The organism is Janthinobacterium silvisoli (assembly GCF_014200725.1).
Taxonomy (GTDB): Bacteria; Pseudomonadota; Gammaproteobacteria; order Burkholderiales; family Burkholderiaceae_D; genus Janthinobacterium.
On record NZ_JACHCL010000011.1, the window covers coordinates 1 to 19,770 of the forward strand.

Sequence of the window (19,770 nt, forward strand, 5' to 3'; positions counted from 1 at the left end):
AAGCGTTGTGTTTGTCAGCTGCGAAGAAGGAAGAGTATGAAGCAATTCGCTACGTCCGTCAACTCCTTCTTTTTCTCTACTTCACTCTGCATTTGGATGCGTCGTTCAGCGAGGGGGCGAACTATAGCCAAGTCCAGGCTGTTAAGCAAGCTTTTCTTCCATAGCCGCGTAAAATGACGGTTTTTCCCGACCTGCGCCCGTCATGACTATCCTGCTCTCTACCCTGAACGCCCGTTATACCCATGCTTCGCTGGGGCTGCGCTATCTGCTGGCCAATATGGGGCCTCTGCAAGAGCGGACGCGGCTGCAGGAATTCGTGATCGGCACCAAGACCACGGAACTGGTCGAGCGCATCCTGGCGAACAAGCCGCGCATCATCGGTTTCGGTGTGTATATATGGAACGTGGAAGAAACCACCAAGCTGGTTGCCATGCTCAAGCGCGTGGCGCCGGACGTCATCATCGTGCTGGGCGGGCCGGAAGTGTCGCATGAGCCGGGCGAACAGGAGATCGTGAAGCTGGCCGATTATCTGATCACGGGCTGGGGCGACGTGACTTTCCCCAAGCTGTGCGGCGAGATTCTGAATGGCCCGAAGCCGCTGATGAAGATCCATGCGGGCGTGCAAGCGCCACTGGCCGAACTGCAGCTGCCCTACTCTTTATATACAGAAGACGATATCAAACATCGCACCATCTACGTGGAAGCGTCGCGTGGCTGCCCGTTCAAGTGCGAGTTCTGCCTGTCCGCGCTGGACAAGACGGCCTGGCCATTTGCCCTGGAGAACTTCCTGGCCGAGATGGAATCCCTGCATGCACGCGGCGCCCGCCTGTTCAAATTCGTCGACCGCACCTTCAATCTGAATATCAAGACCAGCCTGAAGATCATGCAGTTCTTCCTCGACAAGATAGAAGCCAACCCGGACGATCCGATTTACGCCCACTTCGAGCTGGTGCCCGATCACTTGCCCGATGCACTGAAGGAAGGCATCAGCAAGTTCCCGCCCGGCGCGCTGCAATTCGAGATCGGCATCCAGAGTTTTAACCCGGACGTGCAATCGCTGGTGAGCCGCAAGCAAGACAATCAAAAGGCGGCCGACAATATCCGCTGGCTATGCGAAGAATCGAACGCCCATTTGCACGTGGACTTGATCGCCGGCTTGCCAGGCGAAGATGAGGTCAGTTTTGCCGCCGGCTTTAATAAACTGGTGGCCCTGAATCCGCATGAAATCCAGTTCGGCATCTTGAAACGCCTGCGCGGCACACCCATCATCCGCCATACCGAGCAATTTGGCATGGTGTATGACCCGCATCCGCCCTACACCATCCTGGCCAACAAGCAGCTGGACTTCATGAGCATGCAGCGCCTGGTGCGTTTCGCCCGCTATTGGGACCTGGTCGCCAACTCGGGCCGTTTCGCCAATACGGTGCAGTGGATGCTGGGCGATGCACCATTCGAGAACTTCATGGATTTCTCGAACTGGCTGTACGCACACACGGACGCCACCCACCGTATCGCCATGGAGCGCCTGGCCAAACTGGTGGCGCAATGGCTGCAAACGCGCGGCATGAGCGAGGTCGAAGCGAATGCCTTGCTGGCCAGCGATTATGCGGGTGGCGCGCAGGCGCATAGCCACACAACCAAGGCGCGTCCGGAGGCCACTCTGCCGCAGCGCCAGGCGCGCCATCTTGCCGCCTAAGGTGCGCCAGTAAACATAGCAAAATGAACATCGGTGGCGGTCTGGGCCAATCTCCCTTAAACTGGTGCGATGCCCACTGTCCAATCGCCGATACTGACTCTCTCCCATACCAGCTCCCAACAGGGAGCTCTTGTGACTGCCAGCGGCACCTGGCAGGTGCATGCGCTGGCGCACGACAATGCCATCAAGGCCATCGAAACCCAGCTCAAGCCCGTGCTTGGTGACAAGAATGTCAGCTGGGATTTGTCACAAATTGCCAGCATGGACCATATCGGCGCCCAGTATTTCTGGAATGCCTGGGGCAAGGTACGCCCTGCGCAGCTGACCCTGGCGCCGGCCCAGGAAGAATTTTTCAAGCGCATCGAGGAAACCGGGACACTGGAAATGCCGGCGTCCCGCGCCAACCGCCTGACGCCCGTGATGAAGCTGGGCATGGCCATCCTGCTGTTTTTCGAGCATTTAAAAGGCTTTATTGCCCTGGTAGGCCAGGTGACGCAGGATACGGCGCACTTTATCCGCCACCCGCTGCGCGGCCCATGGCGTGAAATTTCCGCCAATATCTACCATGCCGGTTTCCAGGCGCTGGGCATCACAGCGCTGGTGGGCTTTCTGATCGGCGTGGTGCTGTCTTACTTGTCTGCACAGCAGCTGCGCGCCTTTGGCGGCGATATCTATCTGGTCAACCTGCTGGGCATGAGCGTGATCCGCGAGCTGGGGCCCTTATTGGCCGCGATCCTGGTAGCCGGCCGCTCCGGCTCATCCATCACGGCGCAGCTGGGCGTGATGCGTGTCACGGAAGAACTCGACGCCATGCTGGTGATGGGCATCTCGCACGGCTTTCGCCTGATCATGCCGAAAGTATTGGCACTGGCCATCTCCATGCCCCTGCTGGTGATCTGGACCGATACGGCAGCGCTGATCGGCGGCATGGTGGCGGCCAAGACAGAACTGAATCTGTCAGCCCGCTATTTCATCCAGAAACTGCCGGATGCCGTTCCGCTGGCCAACTATATGATCGGCCTGGGCAAGGGCGTGGTCTTCGGCATCTTGATCGCCCTGATTTCCTGCCACTTCGGCTTGCGCATCAAGGCCAATACGGAAAGCCTGGGACGCGGCACCACCACCGCCGTCGTCACGGCCATTACCGTCGTCATCCTGGCTGACGCGGTATTCGCCATCGTCTTCAATGGGGTGGGCTACCGATGAGCGAGAACATTTGCAGCCCCGCCAGCGAAGGCCAGTTCAATCTGCACGGCGACGCGCCGGTAGTGGAAATCACCAATCTGTGGACCAAGTTCGGCCGCACGGTGGTGCACCAGGACTTGAACCTGGAAATCGAACGCGGTGAAATTCTCTCTATCGTGGGCGGCTCCGGCACCGGTAAAACAGTGCTGCTGCGCCAGATGCTGGGCCTGGAACATCCGGCGCGCGGCTGCGTCAAAGTGTTTGGCGAAGATATCAATCAAGCCAGTTCCGCACAATTGCAGCAATTGCGCAACCACTGGGGCATGTTGTTCCAGCAAGGCGCACTGTATTCTGCCCTGACCGTGTTCGACAACGTGGCCCAGCCCATGCGCGAATTGCGCGTGCTGCCGGAAGCGCTGATACGCGACGCGGTGTTGCTGAAGATGAATATGGTGGGTCTGGGCCCGGAACACGCCGCCAAGATGCCGTCGGACTTGTCGGGTGGCATGATCAAGCGCGTGGCGCTGGCACGGGCCCTGGCGCTGGAACCGAAGCTGCTGTTTCTCGATGAACCGACGGCGGGCCTGGACCCGGACTTGTCGGAAAGTTTCGTCAGCCTGATACAGTCGCTGCACCGCGAACTGGGCTTGACGGTGGTGATGGTCACGCATGACCTCGACACCCTGTTCGCCCTGTCCACGCGCATCGCCGTGCTGGCGGCAAAACACGTGATCACGATCGGTCCCACGCGCGAGGTGATCCAGTTTGATCACCCGTTCATCAAGCAATTTTTCCTTGGCGACCGCGGCAAACGCGCGCTGGAAGCGCTCGATGAAAAGAATAATGGAAATGACAACGCTGCAGCGCCAGGCGAACACGTCGGCATAGACAAGAAAGCGGAGAAGTAATGGAAAACAGATCACACGCCCTGATGACGGGCTTTTTCACACTCACCCTGCTGATCGCCGCCATCCTGTTCGGCGTCTGGTTCAACCGCGACCGCGTGGAACGGGTGCCTTATTTACTGGCTACCACCTTGTCGGTGCCGGGCCTGAACCCGCAAGCCACCGTGCGCTACCGTGGCCTGGAAGTGGGCAAAGTGGACGCCATCGATTTCGATACGCAAAAAGCGGGCCAAATCCTGGTGCATATCAGTGTTGCGCCCGATACGCCAGTGACTAACACCACCTTTGCCAGCCTGGGCTACCAGGGCGTGACAGGTATCGCCTATATCCAGCTGGACGATGAGCACGTGGGCTCCAAATTGCTGGGCACCAGCAAGGATCAGCCTTCGTTGATACCCCTGCGCGCAGGCTTGCTCGACCAGCTGGAAAAACGCGGCAAGCGCATCCTCGACCAGGCCGAACAGATCACCAGCAAGGTCAACAACCTGCTGAGCCCGGACAATCAGGCGGCCATGCTGGGTGCCTTCAATGAAGTGGGCAAGGCGGCCAAGGCCTTTGGCGCGATTCCCCAGCAGTTGCAACCGACCCTGGTGCAATTGCCGCAATTGACGGAACAGACGCGTCAAACCCTGACGGCCGTCAGTACGGCCAGCAAGAATGTGTCCGACCTGACGCAAACCTGGAAAAAACTGGGCAACGATATCCAGGCGCCAGGCGGCGTACTGGAGAAGGTCAATGGTACCGTCGACAAGGTGGGCACGTCGGTAGAAACAGTGGCCAACGGCGTGGCGCTGGAAGTACTGCCGCAAGTCATAGACCTGAGCGGCGAAGCGCGTTCCTCGATGCGCGCCCTGAAAACCACCATGAGCACGCTCAACGAACAGCCGCAAAGCATCTTGTTTGGCGCCCCTGACATCCCGCCCGGTCCGGGCGAACCCGGCTTTTCGGCGCCAGGCAAATAAGGAGAACCCATCATGTCCATCTCTCGTCCAGTTACCGTGCTGACCCTGGCTACTGCTTTGCTGCTGGGTGGTTGCGCCAGCCGCGGCCCGGTGCCTACTTTCTATGATTTCGGCCCGGCTGGCGCCCAGACGGTGCAACAAACGGCGCCGCCGCTGCCGGTGCTGGTGATCGCCGACGCGAATGGTCCATCGTGGCTGGACAGCCAACGCATGTATTACCGTTTGCTGTACGCCGATGCGCAGCAATCGCGCCCTTACGCCTACAACCGCTGGAATACGCCGCCGCTGCAACTGCTGAGTCAGCGCCTGAAGACACGCATCGCCCAGGGTGGAGTGAAAGTGCTGTCGACCACCGATGCAGCCAGCGGCATACCGCTGCTGCGCATCGACGTCGATGATTTTTCGCAAAACTTCGATACCCAGACGCAAAGCAGCGGCCATGTCTCGCTGCGCGCCTCGCTGTTCCGCGGCCACCGCCTGATCGACCAGAAAACCTTCAGCCGCAGCAGCGACGCCCGCAGCGCCGATGCGCAAGGAGGCGCGCAAGCGCTGGCCTCGGCCTCGGATGCCATCGCCGCCGACCTGCTGACCTGGCTGGGCACGCTGAACATACCGAAAGAATGACTGCCCCGGATGCCGCCGACAGTCCGCCAGCAGCGCTGCCGCCCCTGAGGCATTCGCCGCTGGCACGCGCGGCGCTGCTCGCCTATGTCTTCCTGATCGTGTATGCCAGCTGGTTTCCGTTTACGGGCTGGCGCAGCACGGGCTTGTCGCCGTTCACCTTTCTGGAAAACACGGCCATGCCGCGCTACTGGACCGGTTTCGACGTGGGTATCAATATCGTCGGCTACGTGCCGCTGGGCGCGCTGATCGTGTACTCCTTGTTTCCAAGAGTCACGGGCTGGCTGGCCATCCTGATCGCCACCGTGTGCGGTGTGTTTATTTCCGGCAGCATGGAAACCGTGCAAAGTTATCTGCCCAGCCGCGTCTCTTCGAACCTGGATTTTTATACCAATTCGGCCGGCTGCTGCGCGGGCGCCATCATCGGCGCGCTGTCGGTGCGCAAGCTGCTCGATCAAAGCAATTTGATACGCTTGCGCCAGCGCTGGTTTGCCCAGCACGCCAGCCAGGGACTGATACTGGTCGCGCTGTGGCCGCTGGCGCAAATCTATCCGCAAGGCTATCTGTTCGGCCTGGGGCAATTGCTGCCGATTTTGTCGGACTGGCTGTCGACCCTGGTGGGAACGGACATCGACCTGGCCGCCTATCTGCGCCCCGATACCATCTTGACGGTGGAACAGTATTGGCTATCGGAAACGATCATCACGGCCTGCGGCATGACGGGCGCCGTGCTGACTTTACTATGCCTGCTGCGCCGTGGCGCACCGCGCGCCGCACTGATGCTGATCCTGATCGCCGCCGCGCTGGTGGTCCGTTCCATGGCCAGCGCCCTGCTGTTTTCGCCGCAAAACGCTTTTGTGTGGATTACGCCGGGCGCCCAGGGCGGCTTTTTGATCGGCCTGATCATGCTGGGCGGCCTGGCTTTCGCACCGCATGTGGCGCAGCGCAGGGTGGCGGCCGCCACTTTGCTGCTCAGCCTGGTCATGGTGAATGTCACGCCGATCAATCCCTACTTCATGTCCACCTTGCAAGGCTGGGTACAAGGCAAGTTCCTGAACTTTAATGGCGCGGCCCAATTCCTGGCATTGTTATGGCCATTCGTGACCTTGTGGTTCCTGTGCCTGCCCTCGCATAGACTGAACCGGCAAGAAGATGTGCAGCGCCAACGTCGCGAGGACCATCCATAAGCGTTATGATGGCGCATTGAGAACATAGCAGGAGAACAGTATGAGCGAAGCATCGTATTTTGAACGCCACGTTTTTTTCTGCATGAACAAACGTGAAGACGGCCGCAACAGCTGCGGCGACCATGGTGCGGAAAGCGCACAAAAACATTGCAAGCGCCGCATCAAGGACTTGAACATGAGTGGCGCGGGCAAGATCCGCATCAACCAGGCCGGCTGCCTGGACCGCTGCGAAGAGGGACCGGTACTGGTCATTTACCCGGAAGCGACCTGGTACACCTATGTCGACAACAGCGATATCGATGAAATCATCGATACCCACCTGGTGGGCGGCAAAGTCGTCGACCGCCTGAAGATTTAAGCCTTTCACCTCAAGTTTTAACTTTAACTTAAGCATCCGCCACCAGTATGAGCATCATGAACAGAAATTCGGAAAAATTTACCCTCGCCGGCCATGCAGGCAGCATGGAAGGCTTGCTCGATTTCCCGGCAGACACCCCGCGCGGCATCGCCCTGGTTGCCCATCCGCATCCGCTGTATGGCGGCACGATGGATAACAAGGTCACGCAAACCCTGGCGCGCGCCTTTGTCGCCCTCGGTTATGTGGTGGCGCGCATCAACTTTCGCGGCGTGGGCGCCTCGGAAGGCGTGCACGACCATGGCGCGGGTGAAACCGACGACATGCAACTGTTATACGAACACATGCTCAAGCTGTATCCAGGCTTGCCAGTAGCCTTGTCCGGTTTTTCATTCGGCACCTTCGTGCAGTCGAAATTGCAGGAACGCCTGAGCGCCGCCGGCACACCGGCCGAGCGCCTGGCGCTGATCGGCAGTGCGGCCGGCAAATGGGCCATGGCCGACATTCCTGCCAACACTATCCTGATCCATGGCGAGCTCGACGAGACGATTCCCTTGTCCGCCGTGTTCGACTGGGCCCGGCCGCAAGACATTCCCGTGATCGTGATCCCGGGCGCCGACCACTTCTTCCACCGCAAGCTCAATCACATCAAGAATCTGGTGATCGCGCTGTGGCATGGCGATAAACCGGTTTCGTCACCGGATGAGCACTGAAGTGTGGGCTTACTACCATTTCCACGCCTATAATTAGTCCGTTTTTTCCACGCGACCATGTCAGCATCGGCGACATGGTCCTCAGCCTTCATCTTTTTCGCAGACCAGCCTCCATGAAAAAACTCTTAGCGGCACTGGCCTCCAGTGTACTTTTCCTATCTTCCGCCTTTGCGCAAACCATCCCGGCCCCGACCATCGCCGCCAAGTCCTGGCTGCTGCTCGACGCCACCAGTGGCCAGATCATTGCTTCGCAAGATCCGGATGCACGCATCGAACCGGCTTCCCTGACGAAGATCATGACGGCATACCTGACGTTTGCCGCCCTGCGTGAAAAGAAACTGACCCTCGATCAAAAAGTGAATGTCTCCGTGCACGCGTGGAAAGTGGATTCCAGCAGCTCGAAAATGTTCATCGACCCCGCCACCCCGGTTTCCATCGATGACTTGCTGCATGGCTTGATGATTCAATCGGGTAACGACGCCGCCGTGGCGCTGGCCGAAGCCGTCGCCGGCGATGAAGGCACTTTCGTGGTGCTGATGAACCGCGAAGCCCAACGCATGGGCTTGAAAAATACCCATTTTGGCAATCCACACGGCTTGCCTAGCCCTGAGAACTACTCCACGGCGCAAGACTTGTCCGTGCTGGCCTCGCGCGTGATCCTCGACTACCCGGAATTCTATAAAATCGATTCCATCAAGAGCTTCACCTACAACAAGATCACCCAGCCTAACCGCAACCGCCTGCTGTGGCTCGATCCTACCGTTGACGGCATGAAAACCGGCCACACGGAAGCGGCCGGCTTTTGCATGATCGCTTCGGCTCGCCGTCCTGGCGGTTCGGGCGAGCGCCGTTTGATTTCCGTGGTGCTGGGCACCACGTCCGACCAGGCCCGTACGCAAGAAAGCCAGAAGCTGCTGAACTGGGGCTTCCAGAACTTCGATACGGTCAAGCTGTACTCGAAAGGCCAGGCCGTGGCCACGCCGGAAGTCTGGAAAGGCTCGAAAGGCACCGTGAAGATCGGTTTTGCGCGTGACGTGCTGGTGACCGTACCAAAAGGCGTTGCCGCCAAGATGAAACCGGTGCTGGAACGCAAGGACCCGCTGGTGGCGCCATTGGCCGAGAATGCACCAGTCGGCAAACTGAAAATGATGGTTGACGACAAGGTACTGCTGGAACTGCCAGTGGTGGCGCTGGAGCCGATCAACCAGGCGACCATCTTTGGCCGCGCGTGGGATTCGATGCGCCTGTGGCTGAAATAATCGCCGCACATTGATAGCACAATGAAAAATGCCCGCAGCGATGCGGGCATTTTTTTGCCTGCATGACAGCTCAAACAAGCTCATCTGATTATAATCATCAGGATTATCCACCCGCCTTCCTCAGAAAGCCTTTCATGAGCCAAGTACTACCCGCCAGCTTGCAGTCGCCACGCAGCCGCCTCAGTCCCACTGGTCCCGAATTGTCGCGCATCGTCGCCGGCATGTGGCGCATCGGCGAATGGAATATGACGGCGCAACAACGCCTGGCTTTTATTGAACAATGCCTGGCCTTGGGCGTTACCAGCTTCGACCATGCCGACATCTATGGCGACTACAGCGCCGAAGGCCTGTTTGGCGAAGCGCTGGCCTTGCAACCTGGCTTGCGCGACAAGATGGAACTGGTCAGCAAATGCGGCATCAAGCTGCTATCGCAGCATCACCCCAGCCATGAGATCCAGCACTACGACACCAGCGCGGCGCACATCACCGCTTCGGTCGAGCAATCCTTGCGCCAGCTGCGCACCGATCGCCTGGACTTGCTGCTGATCCACCGTCCTGATCCGCTGATGGATTTCGATGAAATCGCCGGCGCCTTCACGCAACTGAAAAACGCGGGCAAGGTGCTGCATTTCGGCGTGTCCAATTTCAGCCGCCACCAGTTCGAGAGCCTGAACCGCCGCTTCCCGCTGGTGACGAACCAGGTCGAGTTTTCGCCGCTGCACGTGGCGCCGCTGTTCGATGAAACCTTCGATGGATTGCAAGACCTGAAAGTGTCGCCAATGATCTGGTCGCCATTGGCCGGCGGCCGCTTGTTCCAGGGTGGCGATGCGAATGTGGAAAACCTGCGCAATGTCATCAAGGCCATCGCCGACGCGCATCAGCGCCCGTTTGCCAGCGTGGTATTTGCCTGGATTATGCAACTGCCATCGCGCCCACTGCCACTGACGGGAACGGGACGCATCGAAGCGGTCGGCGTGGCGGTCGAAGGCACGCAATTCACGCTCAGCCGCAACGACTGGTTCGCCATCCTGCGCGCCGCGCGTGGACATGAGGTGGCTTAAGGGTTTGAACGCTAAAGCTTAATCAAGCTCGTCGGGATCGTGGAACACTTGCGGTAAAGCGATCCCGCGCCACCCCAGGTACCACGCCAGGTTCAAGACCAGGGTAGCGACGATGTAGACGGCGAAGAAGAAGGCAAAGAAACTGGTTTTCAGCCACACCAGCGCGGCGATCGCCAGGATCAGCACCAGCAAGGCGGCCAGGCTTTTCTTTTGTTTGGAACTAGGAAAGCGCAAGGTCGACACCATCAAACTACCTACTCCCACCAGCAGCAGCATCAGCAGATAGCTGTGCAGCTGCGAGTCGATCGGCGCCGGCCACGCCACCACCACCGCGGCCACGCAGGCGGCACCGGCGGTGATCGGCATGCCGACGAAATACAGCGGATCGGTACGGCCCACGTTCACATTGAAACGGGCCAGGCGCATGGCGCCGCAGGCAACGAAGAAAAAGCTGGCCATGCCGCCAAAACGCAGCAGCAGCGGATCGTGCACACCCATCTGCACAAAACCATAGCAGTACAGCAAGACTGCTGGCGCACAGCCAAAATTCATCACGTCGGCAATCGAATCGAGCTGCACGCCGAACTGCGAGCTGGTGCCGGTGGCGCGCGCCACAAAGCCATCGAGCGCATCAAACACGCCAGCGAGCACCAGCAGCACGGCCGCCAGCCGGTACTCGGCAGGGTCGCCCACCCCGGCGTTATCGACGGAAATAACAATGCTGGCGAAGCCACATGCTATCGAAAGCAAAGTCACCATGCTGGGCAAGGCGTATTTGGCGCGTTGAAGGCGAGACTTGGGCAAGGTGTTCAAATTATGGACAATCAAAAAAATCAGTAAAAGCAGCGGAAATGCAAACGATGCACTATGCTCATTCTAACCTGCGCACGTGCGGCACCGCAGATGTGGACAGCCGCACACAGCAATGAGATATCTTTGCAATGATGCTCTACGGCACATAAAAATGCCTTAAAATCGATTCACAAGGTTCGCCGCCTTGCTAAACTAGCCAGGCGCCGCATTCAGCTTACCCTTTAAAAGACAGGAGCCAGCTTGATCGCCTCATCCCAGCGTTGGAAACCATGGATCCCCACACTCCTGATCGCGGCATTGCTCAGTGCCTGCGGCGGCGGGGGCAGCGATACGGGCGCCAGCACGGCGCTATCGACCTCGACGCCAGCGTCCCAGTTGACGCAGGAGCCGGGCGCACCGGTAGCGACCAACAACATCGCCACGGATGGCTTTAACTGGATCAATTACCGGCGCAACCAGATCGGCGTGGCGTCCCTGTCACGCAACAGCCTGATCGACCGCGCGGCGCAGGGCCATTCCGATTACCTGAAGACCAACAACACGGTATCGCATGAGCAGGTCGCAGGCAAACCAGGCTTTACGGGCGCGAAACTGGCGGACCGGCTGAGCAATGCCGGCTATGTGATCAACACGTCCAATTCCTATGCCTATGGTGAAGTCATCGCCGGCGCCTCGAATACCTCGGGCTTTTACCTGGCTGAAGAACTGATCACGGCCATCTATCACCGCTTCGTCATCTTTGAACCGATCTTCAAGGAAGCCGGCTCCGGTGCGGCGGTCAATACCAGCGGCTACGCTTATTTCACTACCGACTTTGCCGCCAACAACGGCTATGGTCCGGGCTTATCGAATGGACAAGTTGTTACCTATCCGTTCAACGGACAGAGCAAGGTGGCGACCAGTTTCTCCAGTGATAACGAGTCGCCCGACCCGGTACCGAACCAGGACATCGTCGGCTACCCGATCAGCATCCATGCGAATATCTACGATAGCCTCAACGTCACAAGCTTCACCGTACGCCAGCGCGGCGCCGGCAGCGACCTGACGGTGCTGCTGCTGAAGAAAGCCACCGACACGAATACGCCGGCCTCGGCCGCTTCCATCATTCCCTTGTCGACACTGGCAGCGGCAACCACCTATGATGTCAGCTTCACCGGCACGGTCAATGGCGCAGCGGTAGTGCGTAACTGGTCGTTTACAACACGCTGATTCCAACCCGTCAAACGAACACGGCCTCAAGGATATCCAGATGTAGAATTGCCGTTCCCGCTATTCCCGTAATCGACAAGGTTCAGGCTTTACCCTGCAAATCAGCCATGCTGAAACCACACGCCACTTGCGATGACGAGGCCGCTACGGCGGCCTCCGGCACGGTCCCGGTACTCGACATCGAGACCGGACTGGGCCGCATTATGGGCGACCGCATCCTCTACCTGAAAATCCTGCGCCGCTTCCTGCATGACCATGGCGCTACCCCATGCCAGATCCGCGCCGAGTTCAACGCCGGCAACTATGCGTCGGCCCGTTTGAAAACCCATAGCCTGAAAGGCGCCGCCGGCATGATAGGCGCGCACCAGGTATATGCCCTGTCGCTGGCCCTGGAAGCGGCATTGCGCGCGCAAGCCTCGAGCCTGCTGGAACAGATGCAGCAACTGGAGATGGCACAGGATCGATTGCTCAAAGCAGTCAGCAACAAGCTGGCGGCGCCTGAAGAAAGACATATCGCGGCGCAAGACATGGCGCCCGATCCGGCCGCCCCAGCCATCCAGCTGCTGCTGGCGCGCCTGGCCAGCCATTTGCGCGAAGGCGACGGCGCAGCCATCGATATCCTGGAAAATTCCGCCACCCTGCTGGCCGCCAGCCTGGGCGTGAACGTGTACCAGGAAGTGGCGGCGGCCGCGCATGAATTCGACTTCGACGCCGCCCTGGCGGCGCTGCTGCGCTGCCGCTGAGCCGTCTAAATATGGTATTGCGCTTCTTCCGCATAGGCCGCGCTGCAATTCCTGCTGCAAAAACGGCGCACCGCATCGAGCGGCTTATCGCAATACCAACATGCGCCCTTGGGCGGCAAGACCGCGATCAGTTCCGGCGCCGAGGGATATGACAGGCTTGCTGTCATTGCCCTCTCGCCTTCCACGACTTCCGGCTGTTTGCTGTCCATGGCGCTCCCTTTCCTAGCGGCACTTCAAGGCCGCTCAGCAAGATTACGTCAGCACGATTTACCGTATATGACAATTCTCAATCGGAGCTAGTCTGCAAAGAAAACTTATGCAAAGGCTCCTGATTCAGCAACGCGAGGATCTGTGGCATGGCACTCTTTGCCGCCTGATAACCCGCCATGATGGCTTGCGTACGCTGGGCAGCGTCGTTCATGTCGGTCACGCTCACGCTAGGGGCAATCAGCACATCAGCTTCCAGCATTTCCGGACGGCTCACAAGACAAGTCTGGGTATGCGCGACCTTGGCAAAAGCCGTCAGGAATGAGTTTCCCTGCTGGCGCGGACTATGGCAATAAATATCCACGCCGATGACCACGTCCGCCCCCATCGCACGGGCAAAGCGCACCGGCACCAGGCTGGAAATACCGCCATCGACCAGTGGACCGCGCGGTGAAGCAACGGCTGGCATCGCGCCAGGAACAGCAGCCGACGCACGTATCGCCAGGCCCGGATCGCCTGTTTCAATCAAGACAGCTTCACCACTCTCGATCAGCGACGCCAAGGCGCCAAAGCGGCGCGGCATGGCTTCGATCGCCGTATTGCCGGCCATTGCGGCGGCCCACCGCTCCAGGGCGTCGCCACGCATGAAAGACACCGTGCTCAGGCGCCAGTCAGTCAGGCTGCGGATATCCGCTTGCTGTGCAAGCTGGCGGATATCGGCAGCATTGCGGCCACTGGCATAGGCGGCACCGATCACGGCGCCAGCCGAAGTACCGGTAATCAATCCGACCTCGATACCCGCTTCTTCCAGGGCCAGCAGCACGCCGACATGCGCATAACCGCGTAGCCCGCCACCGCCCAGCGCCAGGCCAAGCACGGGACGCGCACCGGCATGGCATGGGCGATGGATGGCATCGCCGCGTACCTGTGCCAGGCTACGTACCTCGGCAATGCCGCTAGCCGCATCCTGCTGCTGGCTGACGCAGCCAGCCAGCAACATGCAGGCAAACAGCAGGCAGGCGCAAACGCACCACGGCAGCCACGGCAGCGCTTTCACGGCATTCATTTTTTCATCCTCATCATGGCACGCATACCGGACAGGAATTGCTCATCCGTACTATTCCAGCGCGCATGGGCCAAATGGCTACTGTCGGCGCCTGCCGCAAAGCGCAATTGATCGGACTGGTCGTTGGCGGCAAAGAAGATGGTCTCGGCAACGTCTTGCGCTTCGGTAATGGCGCCAGGACTCGCCCATTGCGCCATCAATTGTCCGGCATAAGCGGCGTAGGCCGGCGACACGAGGCCGTTCATGCGGTCGCCTGCATTGGCTGTGAAGCGCGTATTCGGACCGTAGCCAGGCTCAACCAGCTTGACGCGCAAGCCGACGCTATCGAGTTCATAAAACAGCGATTCCGTAAAACCTTCGATGGCAAATTTACTTGCCGCATACGGGGCTACCAGCGGCATGCCCGCAAAACAGACGCTCGAAGTCACATTGATGATCATGCCTTCGCCCGCTGCGCGCATGAGCGGTATCACCGCTTGCGTCATGGCCATCACGCCGAAAGTATTCGTTTCAAACACTTCGCGGATGGTCGCGGCCGGCGTGGCTTCAAATGCCGAAAACAGGCCGATGCCGGCATTGTTGACCAGCACATCGATCTTGCCAAAGGCCGCCTGGCCCAGGCGTATGGCGCGGCTTATGCTGTCTGCGTCCGTAATATCGAGTGGGACCACGCAAAGGTGCTCCGCCGGCCCCTGCAGTAAATCGGCATCGGGCTGACGCATCGTCGCGATGACATTCCAGCCCTGCGCCAGAAAGTACTCGGCCGTCGCCTTGCCGTAACCCGAGGAACAACCTGTGATCAATACCGTTTTCATGTGCATCTCCTTTAAAAAGTGAGATACATGATAAGACGCTTGACCAAGACGATCCATAGCGAGTAGTCTTGGAATCATGCGCGATCATCTAAATAGTGACCCTTTAGCTTCCATCGTTGGCCTCTTGCGGCCACGCACCGTGCTGTCAAAATTCGTCAGTGGCTCAGGCAGCTGGGCGGTGCAATACCCGAACTATGGCCAACCCAGTTTCTGCCTGATGCTGGAAGGTTCCTGCTGGATGCAGCTCGACGCCAGCGCACCATTCCTGATGGAGCCTGGTGATTACATCCTGCTGCCGGCCACGCCGGGCTTTCGTATGGGCAGCGACCTGGCCGCCCTTGAACAGCCGGTGACACGCATCGCAGAAGCCAGTCCGACCGGGGAGGTGCACCATGGCAACCAGCAAGACGCACCCGCCATCCGCATGCTGGGCGGCTACTTTCTATTCGATCCCACCAGCGCTCCGCTGCTGGTGAGTTTGCTGCCGTCCGTGATCCATATCAAGGCTGCCGATAGCGGCGCAGACCACCTGGCCTGGATCGTGCGCGCCATCGGCACGGAAACGCAGTCGCAACGGCCGGGCGCCGACGCCATCCTGATGCGCCTGGTTGAAGTGATGCTGATTGAAGCGCTGCGCTGGCAACCGCCCGCAGGGAGAGAGGCAATGTCCGGCCTGCTTGCCGGCCTGAGCGATACGCGCATGGCGGTGGCGCTGCGCCTGATCCATGCCGATGTGGCTCGGCGCTGGACGGTGGAAGACCTCGCCAGCCAGGCCGGCATGTCGCGTGCCGCGTTTGCCGCGCGCTTCATGCAGGTGCTGGGTATTCCTCCCATGGAATACGTGCTGCGGTGGCGCATGGCCCTGGCCAAGGACATGTTATGGCACGATGGCTTGTCCCTGGGGGAAGTGGCGCATGCGATCGGTTATCAATCGGCCAGCGCCTTCAGCACGGCCTTCAGTCGCTCGGTTGGTCTGTCGCCCAGTGCATTTGCGCGCAGCAGCCGCGCTGCGACGGCCGCGCAATAAAAAGAAAACGAATCCGGCTTATTTACCGATACAGAAACGGCTGAAAATCACGCCCAGCAAATCGTCGGGCGAAAATTCGCCGGTGATGCTCGACAATTGCACCTGGGCCAGGCGCAGCTCTTCAGCGAACAGGTCCAGCGACTGGTCGTCCTGGGCCGCGTGTTCGGCGGCGATGTTCAAATGCTTGCCGGCCGATTTGAGGGCGATCAAATGGCGTTCGCGCGCCAGGTACAGCGATTCACCCGTCTGTTGCCAACCGGCGATACGCAGCAGCTCGGTACGCAGCAGGTCGATGCCGAGATGGTCATGCGCCGACAGGTACACGTGGGTAGCATCCGGCAAGATATCGACGCTGGGCTTGTGGCCAGACAAGTCAATCTTGTTCCATACGCGCACCACCGGCACGCCCTCGGGGAAGGCGGCGACGATGCTTTCATCGGCCAGGGTCGGCCCTTGGTCGGCGTCCAGCAAGTGCAGGATCACGTCGGCCTTGCCGATTTCGCCCCAGGTGCGTTCGATGCCGATGCGCTCGACGGCATCGATGTTCTCGCCCGCGTTGCGGATGCCGGCCGTGTCGATGATGTTGAGCGGTATGCCTTCGATCTGGATGGTTTCGCTGACCTTGTCGCGCGTGGTGCCGGCGATCGGCGTCACGATCGCCACATCGGCGCCCGCCAGCGCGTTCAGCAATGACGATTTACCCACATTGGGCTGACCGGCCAGTACCACATTCAAGCCTTCGCGCAGCAGCGCGCCCTGCGCCGCCTGGCTGAAGACTTTATTCAATGCCTCGATCACGGCCTTCAGCTGACCACGCGCATTCGATTTTTCCAGGAAATCGATTTCTTCTTCCGGGAAATCCAGGGTCGCTTCGACCAGCATGCGCAAGCCCGTCACTTGTTCCACCAGTTCGTGGATGGTTTTCGAGAAAGCGCCCGACAACGATTGCGAAGCCGATTTTGCCGCCGCTTCGGTCGAGGCGTCGATCAGGTCAGCCACCGCTTCGGCTTGCGCCAGGTCCAGCTTATCGTTCAGAAACGCGCGGCGCGTGAATTCGCCGGGCTCAGCCAGGCGCAAGCCGCTGTCCTTGCCCGCTTCCAGCACGCGCGCCAGCAACAATTGCAGCACGACGGGGCCGCCATGGCCCTGCAATTCCAGCACGTCTTCGCCCGTGTACGAGTTCGGTCCCTTGAAGTGGATGGCGATACCCTGGTCGATCAGGCTGCCATCGGCCTGTGTAAATGGCAGGTAGCTGGCATGGCGCGGTTTCAGGGCCTGGGCGCCGAACAGGGCCGTCATCAGGGGAGCGAGGTTTTTGCCGGAGGCGCGTACCACGCCGATGCCGCCGCGTCCGGGTGCGGTGGCGATGGCGGCGATAGGGGAAGAGTCGAGTTTCATGGAGATATTGTAGATTATTTCAGGGCAAAAGCAGGCGCAAAAAAAGCCCGCGCGAGGCGGGCTTTCGGTTCGCGGGCCGTGCTTACTTGGCGGCGGCTGGCGCGTATTTCTTGGTGATCACCCATTGCTGGCCGATCGACAGGACGTTATTGACGACCCAGTACAGTACCAGACCCGACGGGAAGAAGAAGAACATCACCGAGAATGCCAAAGGCATGAACAGCATCATCTTCGCTTGCATCGGATCGGCCGGAGCCGGGTTCAGCTTGGTCGTGATAAACATCGAGATCGCGTACAACACTGGCAGGATACACCATGGGTCATGCTGGGCCAGATCGGTGATCCAGCCTATCCATGGCGCGCCGCGGATTTCCACCGACGCGTTCAGCACCCAGTACAGGGCGATAAAGACTGGCATCTGGATCAGGATCGGCAGGCAGCCGCCCAGCGGATTGATCTTTTCAGTCTTGTACAGCTCCATGGTGGCCTGGTTCATCTTTTGCGGATCGCCTTTATAGCGCTCGCGAATCGCCTGCATCTTCGGCGTGACCAGTTTCATCTTGGCCATGCTGCGGTAGCCTGCAGCCGACAGCGGGAAGAAGGCCAGCTTGATCAGGATGGTGAAGGCAATAATCGTCCAGCCCCAGTTACCCAGCACGCTGTGGATGTGCTCCATGACCCAGAAAATAGGCTTGGCGATGATGGTCAGCCAGCCATAATCCTTGACCAGTTCCAGGCCAGGCGAGACTGGTTCGAGCAAATGGGCGATTTGCGGACCCGAGTACAGCTTGCTGTCCAGCGCAGCCGAGGCGCCAGGCGCCAGGGTCGGCAGGGATACCACGTTGCCGATCGCGTACAGATTGGTCGACAGTTTCTTGGTGAAGATATCGCGTGCAATATTTGCTGGCGGTACGAAAGCCGAGACAAAGAAGTGTTGCGAAATAGCAAACCAGCCGCCGTCCGCTTTTTGAGGATGCAAGCCCTTCATGGCCGCGTCCGTACCTTTTTTCTCATCTTCCAGGGTCGCTTTTTCGATTTTCTCGAACGTCAGCTTTTGGTACTTGTCTTGCGGCGTGTACAGGGTTGGGCCCGTGTAGCTGCTATTGAAGAAAGAATCGCCGACAGGTTTATTGCCGTCATGAACCAGTTGCATGTACAACTGTGGCGAGACTGGCGTGGTGCCCACGTTCGTGACACTATCGCGCACATCGATCACATAATCGCCGCGGGTAAAGGTAAACGTCTTGGTCAGCTTGACGCCGCCTTGCACCGCTTCCATCACCAGTTGAATCTGCTTGCCATCACCCAGGGTGCGCACGCCAGGCAATACCGTGAAACCGGTGTTATGCGTAGGGAAAGGACCGCCGACCAGGCCCGATTGCGCCACATAAGTATGGTTCGCGCCTTCGTCGAACAGCACTTCATTTTCCTTGCCGGCGTCAGGCTGGCAAGCCTTGAACAGGCCGAAGCAGCCGCCAAACCAGCCCGGATTGCCCGCGCCCTTGAACTTCAGCAATTCCAGACGCTTGACCTGGGCACCCAGCGTGTCGATATCGACTTTGATGACATCGGTGGTGATGGTAATGCGCTCGCTCTTGAAAGCGGCGGGATCAGCGCTATCGCCAGGCGCGCCTGTCGTCACACCGCCGGTCGCCGGCAAAACGGTCGAGGCTGGGGAAACGGGGGCCTTCGCGGTTTGTTCCGTGTTCGAGGAGAACATCGACGGCTTGCCGTTCGAGATCATCCATTCGTTCCAGAGAATTACCAGCGAGACGGAAAACACGATCCACAGGATGGTACGTTTATTGATATCCATTAGGGTATTTGTCAGGAGTGGTTGCAACCGCAAGCGGTCGTTGAAGATTGTTTGCCATCGGCCGGTGGCACCGGATCGACGCCCCCGTCATTCCAGGGGTGGCAACGGCAGACGCGTTTGGCAGCCAGCAGGCTGCCCTTGGCGGCGCCGTGCACGCGCAACGCTTCCATCGCATAGTGCGAACAGCTAGGATAGAAACGGCAATTCTGTCCCAGCACGGGGCTGATCAGTAACTGATAAGCACGCAGCAAGAACAGCAGCAGGGTTTTCATGGCACGGACGGTGGTGGCGGTGCAGCGGACGAGCGGGCCTGGGCAGCGACTTGCGCCGCAAACAAGCGGCTCAGTTCATCACGCAGTTCGGCTTTCAGCCTGGCCGTGGTGGCCGGACCATCCTTGCTGTTGACGGCGCGCGACAGGCGCACCACACAGTCGACCGGCGGCAGCGCGCTGTTGCGAAACAGCTCGCGCGTCACGCGCTTGATCGTGTTGCGGGTCGCCGCGCGCGGCGCGAAACGCTTGGCCACAACGACGCCCAGCCGCGCATGCGGCAATTGATTATGTCGGGTGTACAGCACAAAATGCGCTGTTTTTTGCGAAGGGCGCAAACGAAAAACGGATGAAAATTCATCCGTTTTAACGATACGCCGAAAGCGCGCGAAGTCGTGTGAACCTTCGCGAAAATTGCCGACTGGAGTACAGCTAGCCACGCGATCAGCTGTCAACGACAAGC

Annotated in this window: 21 protein-coding genes; 13 read left to right on the top strand and 8 right to left on the bottom strand. The window is 59.4% G+C overall.

The genetic code is table 11. The features are described 5' to 3' along the window. Positions 1 to 202: 202 nt before the first annotated feature. The 10 genes from HDE75_RS25755 to HDE75_RS25800 all read left to right on the top strand — a co-directional run bounded on the left by HDE75_RS25755 (position 203) and on the right by HDE75_RS25800 (position 9,944). On the top strand, positions 203 to 1,696 hold the full coding sequence (locus HDE75_RS25755) for a B12-binding domain-containing radical SAM protein (protein ID WP_183682717.1): 1,494 nt from the start codon (positions 203 to 205) through the stop codon (positions 1,694 to 1,696). 69 nt (positions 1,697 to 1,765) lie between these two features. Next, positions 1,766 to 2,902 (top strand): MlaE family ABC transporter permease, encoded by a 1,137-nt coding sequence (locus tag HDE75_RS25760; RefSeq protein WP_183682719.1) that lies wholly within the window; start codon positions 1,766 to 1,768, stop codon positions 2,900 to 2,902. After that, entirely contained in the window at positions 2,899 to 3,789 is an 891-nt protein-coding gene (locus HDE75_RS25765) for an ABC transporter ATP-binding protein (protein WP_183682721.1), read from the top strand. Before HDE75_RS25760 ends, HDE75_RS25765 begins: the two co-directional genes overlap by 4 nt. Next, positions 3,789 to 4,748: an MlaD family protein gene (locus HDE75_RS25770; RefSeq protein ID WP_183682722.1), complete on the top strand. Its 960-nt coding sequence runs from the start codon at positions 3,789 to 3,791 to the stop codon at positions 4,746 to 4,748. The genes HDE75_RS25765 and HDE75_RS25770 overlap by 1 nt, the downstream gene beginning before the upstream one ends. A gap of 12 nt (positions 4,749 to 4,760) precedes the next feature. Beyond that, a complete protein-coding gene (locus HDE75_RS25775) occupies positions 4,761 to 5,372 on the top strand; it encodes an ABC-type transport auxiliary lipoprotein family protein (protein WP_183682725.1) in 612 nt (203 codons plus the stop codon). Beyond that, a complete protein-coding gene (locus tag HDE75_RS25780) occupies positions 5,369 to 6,556 on the top strand; it encodes a VanZ family protein (RefSeq protein WP_183682728.1) in 1,188 nt (395 codons plus the stop codon). Before HDE75_RS25775 ends, HDE75_RS25780 begins: the two co-directional genes overlap by 4 nt. 40 nt (positions 6,557 to 6,596) lie before the next feature. Then, positions 6,597 to 6,914: a (2Fe-2S) ferredoxin domain-containing protein gene (locus HDE75_RS25785; protein ID WP_183682731.1), complete on the top strand. Its 318-nt coding sequence runs from the start codon at positions 6,597 to 6,599 to the stop codon at positions 6,912 to 6,914. A gap of 56 nt (positions 6,915 to 6,970) precedes the next feature. Next, the gene (locus tag HDE75_RS25790) at positions 6,971 to 7,624 is read left to right on the top strand and encodes an alpha/beta hydrolase (RefSeq protein WP_183682734.1); all 654 of its coding nucleotides are present in this window, start codon (positions 6,971 to 6,973) and stop codon (positions 7,622 to 7,624) included. A gap of 113 nt (positions 7,625 to 7,737) precedes the next feature. After that, entirely contained in the window at positions 7,738 to 8,883 is a 1,146-nt protein-coding gene (locus HDE75_RS25795; RefSeq protein ID WP_183682737.1) for a D-alanyl-D-alanine carboxypeptidase family protein, read from the top strand. Between the two features lie 134 nt (positions 8,884 to 9,017). Further along, complete coding sequence (locus HDE75_RS25800) at positions 9,018 to 9,944, top strand: aldo/keto reductase (protein ID WP_183682740.1); 927 nt, start codon at positions 9,018 to 9,020, stop codon at positions 9,942 to 9,944. Positions 9,945 to 9,962: 18 nt separating this feature from the next. Here the strand turns inward: HDE75_RS25800 and pssA are convergent, their stop codons facing one another. Continuing rightward, entirely contained in the window at positions 9,963 to 10,703 is a 741-nt protein-coding gene (gene pssA / locus HDE75_RS25805) for a CDP-diacylglycerol--serine O-phosphatidyltransferase (protein ID WP_183682743.1), read from the bottom strand. A gap of 294 nt (positions 10,704 to 10,997) precedes the next feature. Between pssA and HDE75_RS25810 the strand changes: the two genes are divergently transcribed. Then, a complete protein-coding gene (locus tag HDE75_RS25810) occupies positions 10,998 to 11,966 on the top strand; it encodes a CAP domain-containing protein (protein WP_221292011.1) in 969 nt (322 codons plus the stop codon). A gap of 107 nt (positions 11,967 to 12,073) precedes the next feature. Continuing rightward, the gene (locus HDE75_RS25815; protein WP_183682746.1) at positions 12,074 to 12,709 is read left to right on the top strand and encodes an Hpt domain-containing protein; all 636 of its coding nucleotides are present in this window, start codon (positions 12,074 to 12,076) and stop codon (positions 12,707 to 12,709) included. Positions 12,710 to 12,714: 5 nt separating this feature from the next. On the opposite strand, the gene HDE75_RS25820 is transcribed toward HDE75_RS25815, so the two are convergent. The 3 genes from HDE75_RS25820 to HDE75_RS25830 all read right to left on the bottom strand — a co-directional run bounded on the left by HDE75_RS25820 (position 12,715) and on the right by HDE75_RS25830 (position 14,797). Then, the gene (locus HDE75_RS25820; protein WP_183682749.1) at positions 12,715 to 12,918 is read right to left on the bottom strand and encodes a hypothetical protein; all 204 of its coding nucleotides are present in this window, start codon (positions 12,916 to 12,918) and stop codon (positions 12,715 to 12,717) included. A 77-nt stretch (positions 12,919 to 12,995) separates the two neighbouring features. Continuing rightward, a complete protein-coding gene (locus HDE75_RS25825) occupies positions 12,996 to 13,982 on the bottom strand; it encodes a patatin-like phospholipase family protein (protein ID WP_183682752.1) in 987 nt (328 codons plus the stop codon). After that, complete coding sequence (locus HDE75_RS25830; protein ID WP_183682755.1) at positions 13,979 to 14,797, bottom strand: SDR family oxidoreductase; 819 nt, start codon at positions 14,795 to 14,797, stop codon at positions 13,979 to 13,981. The genes HDE75_RS25825 and HDE75_RS25830 overlap by 4 nt, the downstream gene beginning before the upstream one ends. A 76-nt stretch (positions 14,798 to 14,873) precedes the next feature. On the opposite strand from HDE75_RS25830, the gene HDE75_RS25835 reads away from it, so the two are divergent. After that, positions 14,874 to 15,824 (top strand): AraC family transcriptional regulator, encoded by a 951-nt coding sequence (locus tag HDE75_RS25835; RefSeq protein WP_183682758.1) that lies wholly within the window; start codon positions 14,874 to 14,876, stop codon positions 15,822 to 15,824. Positions 15,825 to 15,842: 18 nt separating this feature from the next. Here the strand turns inward: HDE75_RS25835 and mnmE are convergent, their stop codons facing one another. From mnmE to rnpA, 4 genes are all read right to left on the bottom strand, one after another. Beyond that, positions 15,843 to 17,222: a tRNA uridine-5-carboxymethylaminomethyl(34) synthesis GTPase MnmE gene (gene mnmE / locus HDE75_RS25840; protein ID WP_183682761.1), complete on the bottom strand. Its 1,380-nt coding sequence runs from the start codon at positions 17,220 to 17,222 to the stop codon at positions 15,843 to 15,845. Between the two features lie 82 nt (positions 17,223 to 17,304). Next, positions 17,305 to 19,038, bottom strand: coding sequence for a membrane protein insertase YidC (gene yidC, locus HDE75_RS25845; protein WP_183682764.1), 1,734 nt, complete (start codon positions 19,036 to 19,038; stop codon positions 17,305 to 17,307). Between the two features lie 11 nt (positions 19,039 to 19,049). After that, positions 19,050 to 19,310 carry a membrane protein insertion efficiency factor YidD gene (yidD, locus tag HDE75_RS25850; RefSeq protein WP_183682767.1) on the bottom strand — a complete coding sequence of 87 codons (261 nt, stop codon included), beginning with the start codon at positions 19,308 to 19,310 and terminating at the stop codon, positions 19,050 to 19,052. Further along, on the bottom strand, positions 19,307 to 19,747 hold the full coding sequence (gene rnpA, locus HDE75_RS25855) for a ribonuclease P protein component (protein WP_183682770.1): 441 nt from the start codon (positions 19,745 to 19,747) through the stop codon (positions 19,307 to 19,309). The genes yidD and rnpA overlap by 4 nt, the downstream gene beginning before the upstream one ends. Positions 19,748 to 19,770: the final 23 nt, after the last annotated feature.

Excerpts from the sequence above, each read along its gene's own strand:
- HDE75_RS25780 (WP_183682728.1), top strand. The coding sequence starts at position 5,369 with ATGACTGCCCCGGATGCCGCCGACAGTCCGCCAGCAGCGCTGCCGCCC.
- yidC (WP_183682764.1), bottom strand. The coding sequence starts at position 19,038 with ATGGATATCAATAAACGTACCATCCTGTGGATCGTGTTTTCCGTCTCG.
- HDE75_RS25770 (WP_183682722.1), top strand. The coding sequence starts at position 3,789 with ATGGAAAACAGATCACACGCCCTGATGACGGGCTTTTTCACACTCACC.
- HDE75_RS25820 (WP_183682749.1), bottom strand. The coding sequence starts at position 12,918 with ATGGACAGCAAACAGCCGGAAGTCGTGGAAGGCGAGAGGGCAATGACA.
- yidD (WP_183682767.1), bottom strand. The coding sequence starts at position 19,310 with ATGAAAACCCTGCTGCTGTTCTTGCTGCGTGCTTATCAGTTACTGATC.
- pssA (WP_183682743.1), bottom strand. The coding sequence starts at position 10,703 with ATGGTGACTTTGCTTTCGATAGCATGTGGCTTCGCCAGCATTGTTATT.
- HDE75_RS25830 (WP_183682755.1), bottom strand. The coding sequence starts at position 14,797 with ATGAAAACGGTATTGATCACAGGTTGTTCCTCGGGTTACGGCAAGGCG.
- HDE75_RS25775 (WP_183682725.1), top strand. The coding sequence starts at position 4,761 with ATGTCCATCTCTCGTCCAGTTACCGTGCTGACCCTGGCTACTGCTTTG.
- HDE75_RS25800 (WP_183682740.1), top strand. The coding sequence starts at position 9,018 with ATGAGCCAAGTACTACCCGCCAGCTTGCAGTCGCCACGCAGCCGCCTC.
- HDE75_RS25785 (WP_183682731.1), top strand. The coding sequence starts at position 6,597 with ATGAGCGAAGCATCGTATTTTGAACGCCACGTTTTTTTCTGCATGAAC.
- HDE75_RS25755 (WP_183682717.1), top strand. The coding sequence starts at position 203 with ATGACTATCCTGCTCTCTACCCTGAACGCCCGTTATACCCATGCTTCG.
- HDE75_RS25835 (WP_183682758.1), top strand. The coding sequence starts at position 14,874 with ATGCGCGATCATCTAAATAGTGACCCTTTAGCTTCCATCGTTGGCCTC.
- HDE75_RS25760 (WP_183682719.1), top strand. The coding sequence starts at position 1,766 with ATGCCCACTGTCCAATCGCCGATACTGACTCTCTCCCATACCAGCTCC.
- HDE75_RS25790 (WP_183682734.1), top strand. The coding sequence starts at position 6,971 with ATGAACAGAAATTCGGAAAAATTTACCCTCGCCGGCCATGCAGGCAGC.
- HDE75_RS25795 (WP_183682737.1), top strand. The coding sequence starts at position 7,738 with ATGAAAAAACTCTTAGCGGCACTGGCCTCCAGTGTACTTTTCCTATCT.
- HDE75_RS25825 (WP_183682752.1), bottom strand. The coding sequence starts at position 13,982 with ATGAATGCCGTGAAAGCGCTGCCGTGGCTGCCGTGGTGCGTTTGCGCC.
- mnmE (WP_183682761.1), bottom strand. The coding sequence starts at position 17,222 with ATGAAACTCGACTCTTCCCCTATCGCCGCCATCGCCACCGCACCCGGA.
- HDE75_RS25765 (WP_183682721.1), top strand. The coding sequence starts at position 2,899 with ATGAGCGAGAACATTTGCAGCCCCGCCAGCGAAGGCCAGTTCAATCTG.
- HDE75_RS25815 (WP_183682746.1), top strand. The coding sequence starts at position 12,074 with ATGCTGAAACCACACGCCACTTGCGATGACGAGGCCGCTACGGCGGCC.